14 protein-coding genes and 1 pseudogene are annotated in these 15639 nt (G+C 74.7%); 9 read left to right on the top strand and 6 right to left on the bottom strand.

All coding sequences use genetic code 11. The features are described from left to right. Positions 1 to 86 precede the first annotated feature (86 nt). Positions 87 to 944 carry a GNAT family N-acetyltransferase gene (locus tag BX285_RS21050; RefSeq protein ID WP_121176384.1) on the top strand — a complete coding sequence of 286 codons (858 nt, stop codon included), beginning with the start codon at positions 87 to 89 and terminating at the stop codon, positions 942 to 944. After that, positions 941 to 1756 (top strand): 1-acyl-sn-glycerol-3-phosphate acyltransferase, encoded by an 816-nt coding sequence (locus BX285_RS21045; RefSeq protein WP_121176381.1) that lies wholly within the window; start codon positions 941 to 943, stop codon positions 1754 to 1756. The genes BX285_RS21050 and BX285_RS21045 overlap by 4 nt, the downstream gene beginning before the upstream one ends. A 219-nt stretch (positions 1757 to 1975) precedes the next feature. Here the strand turns inward: BX285_RS21045 and BX285_RS39510 are convergent. Further along, positions 1976 to 2161, bottom strand: a pseudogene (locus BX285_RS39510) (MFS transporter); the annotation flags it as partial. Between the two features lie 182 nt (positions 2162 to 2343). Between BX285_RS39510 and BX285_RS21035 the strand changes: the two are divergent. Continuing rightward, entirely contained in the window at positions 2344 to 3342 is a 999-nt protein-coding gene (locus BX285_RS21035) for a YdcF family protein (RefSeq protein WP_121176379.1), read from the top strand. A 124-nt stretch (positions 3343 to 3466) separates the two neighbouring features. On the opposite strand, the gene BX285_RS21030 is transcribed toward BX285_RS21035, so the two are convergent. Further along, positions 3467 to 4015 (bottom strand): PaaI family thioesterase, encoded by a 549-nt coding sequence (locus tag BX285_RS21030; RefSeq protein ID WP_097239397.1) that lies wholly within the window; start codon positions 4013 to 4015, stop codon positions 3467 to 3469. A 177-nt stretch (positions 4016 to 4192) separates the two neighbouring features. Between BX285_RS21030 and BX285_RS21025 the strand changes: the two genes are divergently transcribed. After that, on the top strand, positions 4193 to 5689 hold the full coding sequence (locus tag BX285_RS21025) for a PHB depolymerase family esterase (RefSeq protein ID WP_121176376.1): 1497 nt from the start codon (positions 4193 to 4195) through the stop codon (positions 5687 to 5689). An 83-nt stretch (positions 5690 to 5772) separates the two neighbouring features. Here BX285_RS21025 and mca read toward each other — a convergent pair whose 3' ends face one another. Further along, complete coding sequence (mca, locus tag BX285_RS21020) at positions 5773 to 6684, bottom strand: mycothiol conjugate amidase Mca (protein WP_121176374.1); 912 nt, start codon at positions 6682 to 6684, stop codon at positions 5773 to 5775. Between the two features lie 92 nt (positions 6685 to 6776). Beyond that, on the bottom strand, positions 6777 to 8225 hold the full coding sequence (locus BX285_RS21015) for an MDR family MFS transporter (RefSeq protein ID WP_121176371.1): 1449 nt from the start codon (positions 8223 to 8225) through the stop codon (positions 6777 to 6779). Positions 8226 to 8376: 151 nt separating this feature from the next. On the opposite strand from BX285_RS21015, the gene BX285_RS21010 reads away from it, so the two are divergent. Both BX285_RS21010 and BX285_RS21005 read left to right on the top strand, forming a co-directional pair. Continuing rightward, entirely contained in the window at positions 8377 to 9024 is a 648-nt protein-coding gene (locus BX285_RS21010; RefSeq protein ID WP_097239393.1) for a TetR/AcrR family transcriptional regulator, read from the top strand. Between the two features lie 84 nt (positions 9025 to 9108). After that, positions 9109 to 9789: a DUF6445 family protein gene (locus BX285_RS21005; protein WP_097239392.1), complete on the top strand. Its 681-nt coding sequence runs from the start codon at positions 9109 to 9111 to the stop codon at positions 9787 to 9789. 84 nt (positions 9790 to 9873) lie between these two features. Here the strand turns inward: BX285_RS21005 and BX285_RS21000 are convergent, their stop codons facing one another. Next, a complete protein-coding gene (locus tag BX285_RS21000) occupies positions 9874 to 10491 on the bottom strand; it encodes an endonuclease (protein WP_121176368.1) in 618 nt (205 codons plus the stop codon). Positions 10492 to 10557: 66 nt separating this feature from the next. On the opposite strand from BX285_RS21000, the gene murQ reads away from it, so the two are divergent. Continuing rightward, positions 10558 to 11574, top strand: coding sequence for an N-acetylmuramic acid 6-phosphate etherase (gene murQ, locus BX285_RS20995; RefSeq protein WP_121176365.1), 1017 nt, complete (start codon positions 10558 to 10560; stop codon positions 11572 to 11574). A gap of 200 nt (positions 11575 to 11774) precedes the next feature. On the opposite strand, the gene BX285_RS20990 is transcribed toward murQ, so the two are convergent. Then, positions 11775 to 13325: a glutamate synthase subunit beta gene (locus BX285_RS20990; protein ID WP_259470612.1), complete on the bottom strand. Its 1551-nt coding sequence runs from the start codon at positions 13323 to 13325 to the stop codon at positions 11775 to 11777. 248 nt (positions 13326 to 13573) lie between these two features. Between BX285_RS20990 and BX285_RS20985 the strand changes: the two genes are divergently transcribed. Together BX285_RS20985 and BX285_RS20980 are read left to right on the top strand one after the other, a co-directional pair. Next, a complete protein-coding gene (locus BX285_RS20985) occupies positions 13574 to 14254 on the top strand; it encodes a response regulator transcription factor (protein ID WP_097239388.1) in 681 nt (226 codons plus the stop codon). Next, positions 14251 to 15639: an ATP-binding protein gene (locus BX285_RS20980; protein ID WP_259470611.1), complete on the top strand. Its 1389-nt coding sequence runs from the start codon at positions 14251 to 14253 to the stop codon at positions 15637 to 15639. Before BX285_RS20985 ends, BX285_RS20980 begins: the two co-directional genes overlap by 4 nt.

The following is a 15639-nucleotide window of genomic DNA, read 5'->3' as shown; positions in this document are numbered from 1 at the left end:
CGCGTCCACGCCCAACCGCCTGCGGACCGGGACGGTGCCCTGGCGATCCACGGCACCGCCGATCGTGCTGCCCTGGAGGGTCCGCCATGACCACCGTCCCCACGTACGCTCCGTCCGCAGTCGCCCCCACCCACGACGCCCCGGCGGTCCCCGCCCCCCGCCCCGCCGCCCCGACCCCGGCCGCGACCCCGACCGCGGCGCCCGCCGCCTACACCGTCTCCCTCGCCCGCGACGAGGACGAGGTCCGGGCCGCCCAGCGGCTGCGCCACCAGGTGTTCGCCGCCGAGCTGGGCGCCGTCCTGCACAGCCCCGTCGCCGGCCTGGACATCGACGCCCTCGACGAGTACTGCGACCACCTGTTGGTCCGCGAGGGCGAGCACGGCACCGTCGTCGGCACCTACCGGCTGCTGCGCCCCGCGGCCGCCCGGCGGGCCGGACGGCTGTACTCGGAGGGCGAGTTCGACCTCTCCGCCCTGGCGCCCGTCCGCCCCGGCCTGGTCGAGCTCGGGCGCTCCTGCATCCACCCGGACCATCGGGGCAACGGCGCCGTCATCAACCTGATGTGGGGCGGCATCGCCCGCTACCTCGCCGACACCGGCAACACCTGGGTCGGCGGCTGCTGCTCGATCGGCCTGGAGGACGGCGGCGCCACCGCCGCCCGGGTCTGGGACACCGTCAGCGCCAAGCACCTCGCCCCCGAGGAGTACCGGGTCACCCCGCACCGCCGCTGGGACGCCACCGGCGTGCCGCGCGCCGAGCGCGGCGCCCTGCCGCCCCTGCTCCGCGGCTACCTGCGGCTCGGCGCCTGGGTCTGCGGCGAGCCCGCATACGACCCGGACTTCGACTGCGCCGACCTGTACGTGCTGCTGTCGCTGGAGCGCACCGACCCGCGCTACCTGCGGCACTTCCTCTCCGGGCTGCCGGGCCTGGGCGCCGCCTCGTGAGCGTCTGGCTGCCGACGGCGCCCTGCCGGCCCGAGACCTGCCTGGCCGAACCGTCGCCCGAGGTCTCCCACCCCCGGCGGGTGCTGCGGCTGACGGCCTGTCTGGCGGCCGTCCTGGCCGGCGTCGTGCTCAGCCTCCCCGCCCGGCTGCTCCCGCAGGGCGGCCGGGACCGGCTGGTCCGGCTCTGGGCGCGCCTCGTGCTGCGCACCCTCGGGGTGACCGTCCAGCTCACCGGGTCGGGCGGCGGCCCGGGCGGCGGCGGGGTGCTCGTGGTGGCCAACCACGTGTCCTGGCTGGACATCCCGCTGCTCGCGGCCGGTCGGCCGGGCCGGTCGCTGGCCAAGACGGAGGTCCGGCAGTGGCCGGTGCTCGGGCGGCTGGTCGCCTGGGGCGGCACCGTCTTCCTGGACCGCGACCGACTGCGGACGCTGCCGGACACGGTGGCGGCGGTGGCCGAGGTGCTGCGCTCCGGGCACCCGGTGATCGTCTTCCCGGAGGGCTCGACCTGGTGCGGGCGGGAGAGCGGCCGGTTCCGGCCCGCACTGTTCCAGGCCGCGGTGGCGGCGGGCGCCTTCGTCCAGCCGGTGACGATCCGCTACCGACTGGCCGACGGGCGCCCGACCAGCGTCCCCGCCTTCATCGGGGACGACGGGCTGCTCACCTCGCTCGCCCGGGTGGTCGCGGCGCGCGGGCTGGTCGCCGAGGTGACCTTCCTGCCGCCGATCCCACCGCCCACCCCACAGCCCACCCGGGCCGGCGCCCGGCGTGAGCTCGCCCGCGCGGCGCAGGCGGCGGTCGAGGGGATCCACTGACCGGCCGCCACCACGGCGGCCACCACGGCGGTCGGTCAGGCTCGGCGGGCCGTACGGGCGGGCGCGCCTCGGCCCGCTCCGTCGGCTCCACCGACCCCGCCGACCTTCTCGATTCCGCCCGCTGCGGCGGCCGCGGGCCGGCGGCGCCGGACGGCGGGGCGACCGGCCTGGTCCCGCCGAGCAGGACGGCGACCAGGACGGCGGAGACCCCGACCAGGTGCCGATCGCCTCGGCGCGCTCGCGTTCGTCGGTGAAGACGTGACGCAGCAGGGCGAGGCCGCCCGGGGTGAGCAGCGCGGCGCCGACGCCCTGGAGCATCCGGGCGCCGGCCAGCATGCCGATCGCCCCGGCGAGCGCGGCGACGGCGGAGCCGAGCGTGGACAGGGCGAGGCCGAGGCGGAACAGCCGGGTGCGGCGCTGACCACCTACCTGCTGAGCTCCTTCGGAGCTCCTTTGTCCAGGGCTTCGTCCTGCAGGAACAGTCGCCGATCTCGGCCACCGAGGCCCGGGCGCCAGCCGCCTGGAGGGCCGGCACCGGATCGTTCGTACCAGTGAGCCGTTCGCGTGAACCGCCTACGATACGAAGCATGATCGCCTATGCCCCAGCCGCCCTGTTCTTCCTGTTGTTCGGAGTCGGGGTACTGCGCGACCGTCGCCAGTTCAGCAACGCCGTCCTCCTCGGCATCGCCGTCTCGCTGCTCTCCCTCGCCCTGCTCGCCGAACTCCGCAAGGCGCCCACCCTGGTGGTGGAGATCGTGGCGGCGGCCATCTTCCTGCTGCCGGCCGTCGGCACGCTGGCCCTGATCTGGTTCCTGCTCTCCAACGGCATGACCATGATCCGCAAGGAGGGCATGCGGCCGGCCAACCTGCTGTCGCTGCTCGCCGGGCTCGGCATCATCGCCGTCAACGTGCTGCTGCTCGCCGCCCTCGTGACCGGCTCCCGGCGACTGGCCGTCCTGGCGGGCACCGCCCTTCTGGTGGTCCTCTACGTCTCCTTCCTCTTCGTCTGCTTCGTCGGCTACGCCTTCCTCTACGGCCGCCACCGGCCGCGCCGGGACGTGGACTTCGTGGTCGTGCTCGGCTCCGGACTGATCGGCGGCGAGCGCGTCCCGCCGCTGCTGGCCAGCCGGCTCAACCGGGGCCGCGAGGTGTACGAGCAGCAGGCCGCGCGCGGCAACCCGCCGGTGCTGATCACCTCGGGCGGCCAGGGCCCGGACGAGAAGCTGCCGGAGTCCCACGCGATGGCCGACTACCTGGTCGAACGCGGCTTCCCGGCCGAGCACATCGAGCGGGAGGACCGCTCGCGCACCACCGAGGAGAACCTGCTCCTCAGCAAGGCGATCATGGAGCGGGCCAAGCCCGGCTACCGCTGCGTCGTGGTCACCAACAACTTCCACGCCTTCCGGGCCGCACTGATGGCCCGCAAGACCGGCGTCAACGGACACGTCTTCGGCTCGCCCACCGCCAGGTACTACTGGCCGAGCGCGACCATCCGCGAGTTCGCGGCGGTGTTCCTCTCCCACAAGCTCGTCAACTTCGGGATCTGCGGCCTGCTCGCGTTCTTCGGGCTGCTCGCGGCCCTCTGAACCTCCCTGCCCACGCCTCCGGGTTCACCGCGTTCAGCAGTGCATCGCGTTCACCGCGTTCACCGCGTTCACCGCGTTCGACCGGCCTCGCGCCCCGGTCGCCGAGGCGGCCGGGGCCGCCCCGTCAGACCGCCGGGCGGGGCGTCAGGATCGCGCAGGTGGTGGTGGCGTGCGCGTAGAGCTTGCCGTCCGCCACCCCGACCACCCGCGCCTCGGCGGTCGCCATCGTCCGGCCCAGGTGCAGCACCTCTCCCTCGCAGCGCACCGGCTCCGAGTCCGCGAACAGCGGGCGCAGCATGTGGACGTTCAACTGCGTGGTCGTGTAGCCCACCCCGGCCGGCAGCCTGCTCAGCACGGCGCAACCGAGCGCCGAGTCGAGCAGGGTGGCCAGGTACCCGCCGTGCACGGTGTTCATCGGGTTCTGCAGGTGGTCGCCGAGGTGGCCCTCGAACACCGCCGTTCCCGGCTTCACCTCGATCAGGTGGAAGCCCATGGTGCTGCAGATCGAGGGCTCGGGGATGCGCCCGGCGATCCACTCCAGCAGGATCTCCTCCCCGGTCAGGTGGGTGTACTCGGCGATCGGCGGACCGGCCGTCCAGGTGTGGGTCCGGGTGCGCTGCTCCAGGCCGGCCGAAGGTTGCTGCTCGCCGGAGTCGATCTCAGAAGTCGTCATGGGATCAACCTGCCCGGTCCGCTGACAGGTCTCAAGTGCCCTACGGGGCACGGCCGTATGGTGCTCCGCGCCATGCCCGGGCGGTGGGCCTCGGATGACCACCACATGGCTCAGCGGTGCGCGGCGCGCCACGCTGCACGGCATCCGCCCCCACTCCTCCCCCACCCAGGAGTCTCGATGCCTCTGCGCCCCGTCGCCGCCGCGCTGTTGACGGCCGCCGCCCTGGCGGTCGCCACCGCCGCGCCCGTACCGGCCACCGCTGCCATCACAGCCGCCGCCCCCGGCGCCCCCGCTGCGGGTACCGCCGCCGTCACCGACACCCCGAGCGGTACCTTCCAGCAGGTCACCGGCTTCGGCGCCAACCCGGGCAACCTCGCGATGTACACCTACACCCCCGCCGGACTGCCGGGCGGCGCTCCCCTGGTGGTGGCACTGCACGGCTGCGTGCAGAGCGCCACCGACTACTACCGCAACTCCGGCTGGACCAAGTTCGCCGACCAGTACGGCTTCGCGGTGGTGTTCCCGCAGACCGGCAGCGCCAACAACAGCCTCTCCTGCTTCAGCTGGTTCGACGCGGGCAAGGACGCCCGGGGCGTCGGCGAGGCGGAGTCGGTCGCCGAGATGGTGACCAAGGCGAAGGCTCTGTACGGTTCGGACGCCCAGCGGGTGTTCGTCACCGGGCTCTCGGCCGGTGGCGGGATGGCCGCCGACCTGCTGGCCGACTACCCCGATGTGTTCGCCGGCGGGGCGATCGACTCCGGCCTGCCCGCCCACTGCGCCACCACCCAGAGCGCCGCCTCCGGCTGCCAGAACACCGACCAGGGGCTCACCCCGGCGCAGTGGGGCGACAAGGTCCGGGCCGCGTACCCGGGCTACACCGGGTCGTGGCCCCGGGTGGCGATCTGGCAGGGCAGCGCCGACACCACCGTCCGGCCGGTGAACGCGACCGAACTGCGCGACCAGTGGACGAACGTCCAGGGCGTCGACCGCCGGCCGACCGGCACCCGGAGCCTTCCTGGCAGTACCACCCAGGAGCTCTACGCCGACGCGTCCGGGCGGCCCGCCGTGGCGCTGTTCACGGTCAGCGGGATGGGCCACGGACTGGCCGTCCACCCGGGCTCCGGCACCGACCAGTGCGGGGCGACCGGCGCCTACTTCCTCGACACGATCTGCTCCAGCTACTACACCGCGCAGTTCTGGGGCCTCGACGGCGGTACCGGGCCCACCTCCCCCGGCCTGCCCGCCCCGAGCGGGCTGACCGCGACGCCGACCGCTGCCACCTCCGTCTCCCTCGGCTGGCAGTCCGTCAGCGGCGCGGCCTCCTACCGGGTCTACCGCGACGGCACTCAGGTCGGCAGTGCCACCGGCACGGCCTTCACCGACACCGGACTCACCGCCGGCACCACGTACGGCTACACCGTGGCGGCCGTCGACGCCTCCGGCACGGTGGGCGCCCGGTCCGCGACGGTCACGGCGACCACCCCGGGCGGCGCTCCCCAGTGCTTCACCGCCAGCAACTACGACCAGGTCCTGGCCGGCCGCGCCACCCAGAGCGGTGGACTGGCCTACGCCCTCGGCTCGGGCCAGAACATGGGGCTCTGGAACACCTTCGTCACCCACACCCTGAAGCAGACCGGCCCCCGCTACTACGTGCTCGCCGACAGCCAGTGCTGACCGGCGGCCGGCCGGGCAAGGACCTGCCAGGCCGGAACCGACCGAGCGACGGCCCAACGGCGTAGCGACGCCCCGCCGACGGCTCACCCCACCCCCTCCCCCGACCTGATCCCGGCGAACAGGTCGGTCTCGACGGCTCCCGCACCGGCCGCCCCACCGACCGCAGGCGCAGGCACCAGGCTCCGGGCCAGGTGGTAGTCCTCGGTCGGCCAGACCTCGCGCTCGATGTCCCGCGGGTGGGCCATGAACGCGTCGCCCGGCTGGACCTGGGTGGCGTGCGCCAGCATCGCCGCGTCCCGTACGACGAACTGCTCGGCGCACGGTATCCGGGTGGTGGTGGCCAGAGCGGGCGGGGTGTCGGGCCATCCGGCGAGCAACTCGCCCATGCCGGAGGGCACCCCGCGCTGCGTCATGGCGTCGTGGAGGGTCTGGAACCAGGCCCGGGAGAGCGCCAGGTGGTAGTAGAGCTTGGACGCCTGCCAGGGCTCGCCCGCCTCGGGGTAGCGCGCCGGGTCGGCGGCGGCCTCGAAGGCCTCGACGGTGACCTGGTGGGTCATCACGTGGTCGGGGTGCGGGTACCCGCCGGTCTCGTCGTAGGTGACCACCACCTGCGGGCGGAACTCCCGGATCAGTGCGACCAGCGGCGCCGCCGCGACCTCGACCGGCTGGGCGGCGAAGCAGCCCTCCGGCACCGGTTCGTCCGGACCGGGCATTCCGGAGTCGACGAAGCCGAGGAAGTGCTGGCGCACTCCGAGGATCTCGCGGGCGGCCGCCATCTCCTCTCGCCGGATCCGGGCGATGTCGGCCCGGACCTCGGGCCGGTCCAGGGCCGGGTTGAGCACCGAGCCGCGCTCGCCGCCGGTGCAGGTGGCGACCAGGACCTCCACGCCCTCGGCGGCGTACCGGGCGAGGGTGGCCCCGCCCTTGCTGGACTCGTCGTCGGGGTGCGCGTGCACGGTGAGCAGGCGCAGGCCGCCGGGGTGCTTGGTGAACATGGATACCTCCGTGGTTGTCATCGGATGATTCGGTCGTTCGATGGGTCCGTTTCGAGGCTTCGCCGGCTGGACGCCTGCGGGCCGACGGCCGGTCAGGCCGCGTTCTTACGGGTGTTCGGGTAGAGCCAGGCGGGCGCGATCGCCAGCGCGGACAGCGCCAGCACCCACCAGAACGTCTCGCCGAACGCCGCGCCCGGCTGCTCCGGCCGGCCGTACTGCGCCTGCTGGAGGACCAGCGTCAGCACCGCCGTGCCGAGCGCCCCGCCGACCCGGTTCAGCACGTTCACCGCACCGGCCGCCGCCGGCACCTGGGCCTTTTCGACGCTCCCGTACACCGCCGCCAGGCCGGGGATCGCGATGATCCCCATGCCCGCGCCGCGCAGCGCCAGCGAGCCGGCGATCAGCCAGTCGGCCGGGTCGGAACCGCTGCCCAGCTGGGTGAAGGCGAGCGTGCCGACCAGGGAGCAGGCGATGCCGATCATGATCAGCGGCCGCGGCGCGAAGCGGTCGGTTATTCGGGCCGCCAGCATCGCGGTCACCGCCGTGCCGAGGGCCTGCGGCGCCAGCAGCAGCCCGGCCTCCACCGCCCCGGCGTGCCTCTGCTGCTGGTAGTAGAGCGGCACCAGGAACATCGAGCTGTAGAGCACGGCGCCCTGGAGGAAGCTGTTCGCCGTCGCCACGGCGAAGCCGCGCCGGGCGAACAGCCACAGGTCGATCAGCGGTGTCCGGGCACCGCCGCGGGCCACCCGCAAGGCGTGCCCACCGTAGAGCGCCACCAGCACCGCACCGGCCACAAGGGCGACCCAGCCGGCCGTTCCACCGTCAGCGACCGTCGAGAGCCCGTAGAGCAGCGCGGTCAGGCCGGGCGAGAGCAGCGCCAGGCCGGTCGCGTCCAGCCGGGGCCCCGGCCCGTCCGAGGCTTCGTCGGCCGGCAGCCAGCGGGCCGCCAGCAGCAGGGTCAGCAGCCCGACCGGCACGTTCAGCAGGAACATCCAGCGCCAGTCGAGGTGCTCCAGCACCAGCCCGCCGAGGATCGGCCCCAGGACGGGGGCCAGGCTGATCGGGAGCATGAGGGTGCCCATCACCCGCCCGACCCTGGACGGCCCGGCCGCCTGTACCATGATCGCCTGGCCGAGCGGCTGGACCATGCCGCCGCCGATCCCCTGCAGCACCCGGAAGGCGATCAGACTGCCCGTCGACCAGGCCAGGCCGCACAGCGCCGATCCGAGCACGAACAGGACGACCGAGGCGAGCCACGCCCGCCGGGCCCCGAAGCGGCCGGCCGCCCAGCCCGAGAGCGGCATGGTCAGCGAGATCGCCAGCAGGTACCCCGTGGCCACCCACTGCACCGCCCCGAGCGAGCTGTGCAGATCCCGGGCGACGGAGTCGATGCCGACGTTGACGATCGTGGCGTCGAGCAGCGCGAGCACCGGGCCCAGCGCGAGCACCGCGCCCATCTTCCACAGGCCCGGCGGAATCGCCTCCGGACTCCCGGCCGGGACTTCCCCTCGCCGGCCCTTCGCGGTGGCTTCCGTGGTCATGCGCCCTCCCCTGTGACATCCCGTGAACCGCCCGTGCAGCGGCCCCTCCGGCGGCCTCCCCGGCCGCCCGAGAAGAACTTAGGACGAACCCAGTGATTAGGTCAAGCATAATTCCTGTGCTCGACCCAGTGGACTGCGCTAGGCTCCCGCCATGACCGAGACCGGGACAACGCCGAACCTGCGCGAGCTCAACAAGCGCCGCACCCGCGAGGCGATCTCGCACGCCGCCACCAGGCTCTTCATCGAGCAGGGCTTCGACCGGACGACCATCGCCGAGGTCGCGGCCGCCGCGGGCGTCGCCAAGATGACCGTCACCAACCACTTCCCGCGCAAGGAGGACCTCTTCTTCGACCTGCACGAGGAGATCGTCGGCCGGCTCGCCCGGGCCGTCGCCGCACGCGCCCCGGGCGAGTCCGCCCTGGCCGCGCTGCGCCGCGACTGCCTGGCCGGGATCGACCGGCACGACCCCAGGCTCGGCTTCTCCGGCCCGGCCTTCGCCCGCACGGTCGCGGACAGCCCCGCCCTGACCGCCCGCCTGCGCGAGCTGCACGAGCAGGGCGAGACGGCCCTCGCCGCAGCCCTGGCCGAGGCCGTGCACGAGAGACCCGTCGGCTTCGAGTGCCGGGTCGCCGCCGCACTGCTCGCCGCCGTCGACCGGGCGCTGGTCGCCGAGGTGTTCCGCCGCACCCTGGCCGACGAGGACCACGCCGCGATCGCCGCCGCGGTACGGCCCTCGGCGATCAGCGCCTACGACCGCCTGGAGGGTGCCCTGGGAGGCTTCGCCGTGCGGGAGGCCTGACGGCCGGCCCGTCCTTGGCGCCTTGACGAAAGGTTGGCCTGCTCATGGCAGAACGTTGGCGATCACCGCCCCTATGGTCGGCGCATGCCCTCACAGCCCATCAGGCCCACCGCTCTGCCGGTCCTGCCGTACCGCAAGCCCACCCGGGGCCGGGACTACTGGGTCATCAACGACGTCCTGCCCGATCCGGACGCCGTCCGCGAGCGCTGCCTGGCACGCGGCGACTGGACCGAGGGCTACCCCTACCGGCCCGAGGCCTGGCCCGGCCTGCGCACCATGCCGGGCCTGGAGCCCGAGGAGCTGGCCCGCGTCGAGGCCCTGGTCCGCAAGGCCACCGGCGCCTCCCGGCTCTGGGTCCAGGGCACCCCGGACGGCGGCACGCTCAACCACAACTGCGTCCAGGTCGTCGGCGCCGGAGAGTCGGAGTCCCGCCCGCACACCGACTCCCGCGCGCTCTGCCGCTACGCCGCCGTGCTCTACCTCAGCCCGGGCGCGCCCAAGGACGCCGGCACCAGCTTCTACCGCCAGCAGTTCCCCGGCGGCCGCCTCGGCGGCAACCTGGTCAACGCCCCGCACAACAACCTGGTCGAGGCGCTCGGCACCCGCCGCGTGCCCGCCGACCACTTCGTCGAGGACATCCGGGTCCCCAACCGCTACAACCAGCTGCTGCTCTACCACGCCAACCTGATCCACAGCGCCACCACCTACTACGGCGACGAGCTGGCGCAGCGCCGGATGACGGCCGTCTTCTTCTGGATGGCCTGACGCTCCCGCCTCACCCCGTCACCCCGTCACCCCGGCACCGGCCCCGTCCTCTCCAGCCCCCGGCCCCCGGCCCCGCCCCGACGCTCAGCCCGCCCCGACGTGGGCCAGGCTCGCCCGGGTCAGCGCCGCCGCCAGCCGCGCCAGGTCCTTCGCCGCGACCGTCCCCGCCAGGTCCTCCGGGCTCCCCGGGAGACCGAGCACCCGGGCCTCCTCCAGCACCCGCTCGTCGAAGAACGGCCGCAGCGAGGGCCAGACCGCCTGCGCCTCGCGGCGGAAGATCCCCGCCCCGACCGGCCCGATCCGGGGGAACTCCCGCAACAGAGCTCCGATCCGCTCCGGATCGCCCCCGGCCTCGTCCCGCAACCGCCGCAGGTCGCCGTGCCAGCGGTCGAGCAGCAGCTCGGCTCCCTGGCCGAGCGCGGTGGCGGTGCTCTCGTCGTAGCGCACGTAGTGGGCCCGGCCGAACGCGGCGATCAGCGTGCCGCGCCGGGCGTCCGCCATCGCGCGCGGCGTCCGCAGGCCGGCCGCCGACAGCTCCCGGGCCGCCGCCGTGGCGATGTCCGCACTGATCCGCACCGAACACAGGACGGTCAGGACGAGCAGCCGGTAGAGCGGCGAGGGCTTGTCCCGCAGTGTGATTCCGGCTTCCTCCGCATACGTGCGGCCGAACCTGTCCAGCAGCTCGGAAACGGTGGGTTCCATGACCTCCACCTCCTCCACCCACGCTTGCCCGGATTCAGGCCGCCCGCACCCGGGGACGCTCGCGACATGAACCAGCCCGCCACCACGCCCCACACCCCCGGCTCCGGCCGCGCCCCCGACGCCGCCCCCGTGCCGCCCACGGAGCGGATCCGCCCCGACTGGGCCGCGATCGACCAACTGCCCACCCCCGAGCTGCTCCGCCTGATGAACGCCGAGGACCGCGCCGTGCCCGCCGCCGTCGCCGGGCAGCTGGAGCGGATCGCCGCCGTGGTGGACGCGGTGGCCGCCCGGATGGCACGCGGCGGTCGGCTGGTCTACGCCGGCGCGGGGTCGGCCGGGCGGCTCGGTGTGCTGGACGCCGCGGAGTGCCCGCCGACCTTCGGCACCGATCCGGCGCTGGTCGTGGGCCTGATCGCGGGCGGCCGGACGGCCGTCACGGAGGCCGTCGAGGGCGCCGAGGACCGCTCCGACCTCGCCGAGGCCGACGTGGCCGCGCTCGGCCTCACCGCCGCCGACACGCTGGTCGGCGTCTCCGCGTCCGGCCGGACGCCGTACGCGGTGGCGGCCGTCCGGGCCGCGCGGGCCACCGGTGCGCTGACGGTCGGCCTGGCGTGCAACCGCGGTTCGGCGCTGGTGGCCGCCGCCGAGCTGGGCATCGAGGTGGAGGTCGGCCCCGAGGTGCTGGCCGGGTCGACGCGGCTCAAGGCGGGCACCGCACAGAAGCTGGTGCTCAACATGCTGTCCACGGCCGTGATGGTCCGCCTCGGCCGGACGTACGGAAATCTGATGGTCGACGTCCGGGCCACCAACGCCAAACTGCGCGAGCGCGCCCGCCGGATCGTCGCCGAGGCCACCGGCGCTGACGAGGAGGCCGTCCGCCACGCCCTCACCGCGACCGACGGCCGGGCGAAGGAGGCGGTCCTCGTCCTGCTCGCCGATGTGGACGCGCCCACCGCCGCCCGCCTCCTCACCGCCGCGGACGGCCACCTGCGCGACGCCCTACACGCAACGCGGGACACAACACCGCACCCGTCTCCACACGAAGCACCGCGCACAGCACCACGTACCGCCGACGGCCGCTGACCCGGTCGAGGCCACCCACGCAGGATCACACCCCGCGGGATCATCCCCGATCCAGCCGCAACCGGTCCGCCGTCACGACCTCGCCCGGACGCGGGAAGTCCAGTTCCACCGAGGCCGGGGCGAGCTCCAGCGAGGTCGCGAGCCCCCGGCCCGCAAGCTCTCAGCCCCCGTCCCCCACCCCGCGACCCTCGACCGACCCCTCACACCGTGAGCGCCCGCGACGATGCCCGGATCGGCGCCGGGAGTTCGGTGCTCCCCCGCAGGTAGCGGTCGACCGCGGCGGCCGCCGCCCGTCCCTCGGCGATCGCCCAGACGATCAGCGACTGCCCGCGCCCGGCGTCGCCCGCGACGAACACACCCTCCGTCGTGGTGGCGAAGCCGTCGTCCCTGGCGAGCGTGCCCTCCGGGCCGGTGGCGAGGCCGAGTTGGGCGAAGAGCCGCTGGTCCGGCTCCGGCCCGGTGAAGCCCAGGGCGAGCAGCACGAGTTGCGCCGGCAGGCGCTGCTCGGTGCCCGCCCGCGGGCTGCGGTCGGCGGGTTCGGCCTCGGCGAAGCGGACGGCGGCGAGCCGGCCATCCGGGCCCGGTTCGAAGGCCACGGTGGCCGCCGCGAACAGCCGGGGCCCGGCCCCGACGGCACCGGACTCCTCGTGCGAGGTGGTCTCCCGGTACACCTTGGGGTGGACGGGCCAGGGCTGCCCGGGCGCCCGACGCTCGGGCGGGCGCGGGTTGATGTCCAACTGGGTGACCGAGGCGGCGTGCTGGCGCAGCGCCGTCCCCAGGCAGTCGGCCGCGGTGTCCCCGCCACCGACGATCACTACGTGGCGGCCCTCGGCGGAGACCGGTGAGACCGGGCAGTCGCCCTCGTCCACCCGGTTCGCCCAGGTCAGGTACTCCATCGCCGGGTGCACCCCGGGCAGTTCGCGCCCGGCCACCGGCAGCTCCCGGCAGGCGGTGGCGCCGACCGCGACGACCAACGCGTCGTACCCGGCCCGCAGTTCCTCGCCCGCGACGTCCCGGCCGATCCACACCCCGGTGCAGAACGTCGTGCCCTCGGCCCGCAGCTGGTCGAGCCGCCGCTCCAGCCGGTGCTTCTCCAACCGGAACGGCGGGATGCCGTAGCGCAGCAGCCCGCCGGGGCGGTCGGCTCGTTCGTACACCGTGGTGGCGTGCCCGGCCCGGGTCAGCTGCTGGGCGGCGGCCAGCCCGGCCGGACCGGATCCGATCACCGCGACCCGCCCGCCACCACCACGCCCGCCACCGCCGGACCCATCACCACCACGCCCGCCACCGCCCGGCCGTCCCCCGCCGCCCCGCTCGGCCGGCCGCGGACCGTCCCACCCCTCCTCCCAGGCCCGGTCCGCAATGGCCAGCTCCACGTTCTTGATGGCCACCGCCGCCCCGTCGATCGCCAGGACACAGGCGCTCTCGCAGGGCGCCGGGCAGAGCCGCCCGGTGAACTCCGGGAAGTTGTTGGTCGCCAGCAGCCGGTCCGCCGCGGCCCGCCAGTCCCCGGCCGCCACCAGCCGGTTCCACTCCGGCACGAGGTTCCCGAGCGGGCAGGCGCTGTGGCAGAACGGCAGCCCGCAGTCCATGCACCGCTCCGCCTGCCCGCCCACCATCGGCAGCAGCTCCCCGGGCCGGTACACCTCCCGCCGGTCCGCCAGCCGTTCCCGCGCGTCCCGCCGCGCCCGCTCCGCGCGCGGGGTGGTGAGGAACGCCATCTGGTCTGGAAAGGCCTTCCGGTCTGCCATCACGGCCTCCGGCAGGACGTGCCGACACGGACCGGGCGGTCCGCCCGACGGCCGCGGCAGCGGGTGGCCGCCGGCGCCGTACGCCCGGTGTGGCCACGGTACGCCCACGGAGCAGCGCGCGAAAGCGGCGGCCGGACGAGCCCGCCGGGGCAGCCGCAGGAGCCCGCCAGGACAGCCGTACGAGACCGCCGGGACGACCCGCGGCCCCGCCGGTAACCGCCGTGAGCACGCCAGGGAGAATCCTCGTCATGACCCACACCGTGCTGATCGCCGAGGACGACCGGGCCATCCGCGACTCGCTCGGCCGCGCGCTGATGCTGCAGGGCTACCGGGTGCGGATCGCCGCGAACGGTACCCAGACCCTGGCCGTCCTCGCCGAGCAACGCCCGGACGTCCTGGTGCTCGACGTGATGATGCCCGAGCCGGACGGGCTGGAGGTCTGCCGCCGGCTGCGCGAGGCCGGCGACCGCACCCCGGTGCTGATGCTCACCGCCCGGGTCGAGGTCCCGGACCGGATCGCCGGTCTGGACGCCGGGGCCGACGACTACCTGGTCAAGCCCTTCGACGTGGAGGAGCTGTTCGCCCGGCTGCGCGCCCTGCTGCGCCGCAACCCGCCCGCCCCCGCCGCCGAGGTCCTTGCCGTCGCCGACCTGCGGATCGAGCCGCCCGCCCGGCGGGCCTGGCGCGCCGGGGAGGAGCTCGAACTCTCCCGCACCGAGTTCGACCTGCTGGAGCTGCTGGCCCGGCACGCCGGAGCCGTCCTCGACCAGGCGACCCTGTACGAGCGGATCTGGGGGTACGACTTCGGCCCGGGTTCGAAGAACCTCGCCGTCTTCATCGGCTACCTGCGCCGCAAGCTCGACCGCCCCGGTCTGCCCCCGCTGATCCACACCGTCCGCGGCGTCGGCTACACGCTGCGCCGCCAGTGACCGGCCCGGCGGCGCCCCGGAGCCCGCGCCTGCCGCGCACCGGGCTGCGCACCACCCTCTCGCTCGCCTTCGCCGCGATGGCGGCGCTGGTCGCGGTGGTGATCGGCCTGCTCGGCTACCGCGCGGCTGCCCACCTGATCCGCGACGACGAGACGGACGACTTCACCTCGGCCGTACGGGCGGTGAGCGGCCAGGTCGAGCGCGAGAGGCTGTACCCGGGGGACTTCAGCAGCCCGAGCGGACTGGGCGAGCAGCTGCTGCACCCGATCCGGGTCACCGCGCAGCCCCTGGACAGCGACGGGGTCGTCCTCCCGGGCAGCGCCCACCTCGACGTCCCGACCACGGCGGCCGACCGCGAGCTCGCCCGCGCCGACACCCCCGCCCGGACGGTGACGGACATGCGCCGGCTCGGCCGCAACACCTGCCGGGTGGGCGTGGTCTCGCTCGGCGGCGGCCGCGGCGCCGTCCAGATCGTGCAGCAACTCGGCGACATCGAGGAGCTGTTGGAGAAGCTGCGCCGGCAGATGGTGGCCGTGGTGGCCGCCGTCGTGCTGATCGGGGGTTCGGCCGGCTGGCTGCTCGCCGGACGGATCACCGGCCGGCTGGTCCGACTCACCGACGCGGCCGAACTGGTCGCCGCCAGCGGGCGGTTGGATGTCCCGGTGCCCGCTGCCGGGACGGACGAGGTGGGCCGGCTCGGCCGCGCCTTCGACCGGATGCTGGTCCGGCTCGCCACCGCCAAGGAGAACCAGCGCCGTCTGGTCCAGGACGCCGGGCACGAGCTGCGCACCCCGCTGACCAGCCTGCGCACCAACCTCTCGGTGCTGCCCGCCCTGGACCGGCTGCCGCCCTCGGAGCGCGCTGCGCTGATGGCCGATCTGGCAGAGGAAGCACGGGAGTTGACCCAACTGGTGGAGGAGCTGGTGGCGCTCGCGGCGGACCGCAAGGCGGACGGGGAACCGGTCGAGGTGGTGCTGGCCGAGCTGGTCCAGCGGGCCGCCGCACAGGCCCGGCGGCGCAGTGACCGGGAGATCACCGTGGACGCGGACGACACCGTCGTCACCGCCCACCCGGACGCGCTGGCCCGCGCGGTGGGCAACCTGCTGGACAACGCCGCCAAGTTCGACCCGGCCGGGACGGGCCCGATCGAGATAGTGGTGCGCGGCCCCCGGGTGGAGGTGCGCGACCGCGGCCCGGGCATCGAGGAGGCCGATCTCGACCGGGTCTTCGACCGCTTCTACCGGGCCACCGCCGCCCGCAGCCTGCCCGGTTCGGGGCTGGGCCTGGCGATCGTGCACGAGGTCGCCCGCTCGCACGGCGGCACCGCCTTCGCCGCCAACCGGGAGGGCGGCGGAGCGGCCATCGGCTTCACCCTCGGCCCCTGA

The sequence above is a fragment of the Streptomyces sp. 1114.5 genome (genome assembly GCF_003635085.1).
Classification (GTDB): Bacteria; Actinomycetota; Actinomycetes; order Streptomycetales; family Streptomycetaceae; genus Kitasatospora.
This window is presented reverse-complemented; position numbering and strand designations above follow the sequence as displayed.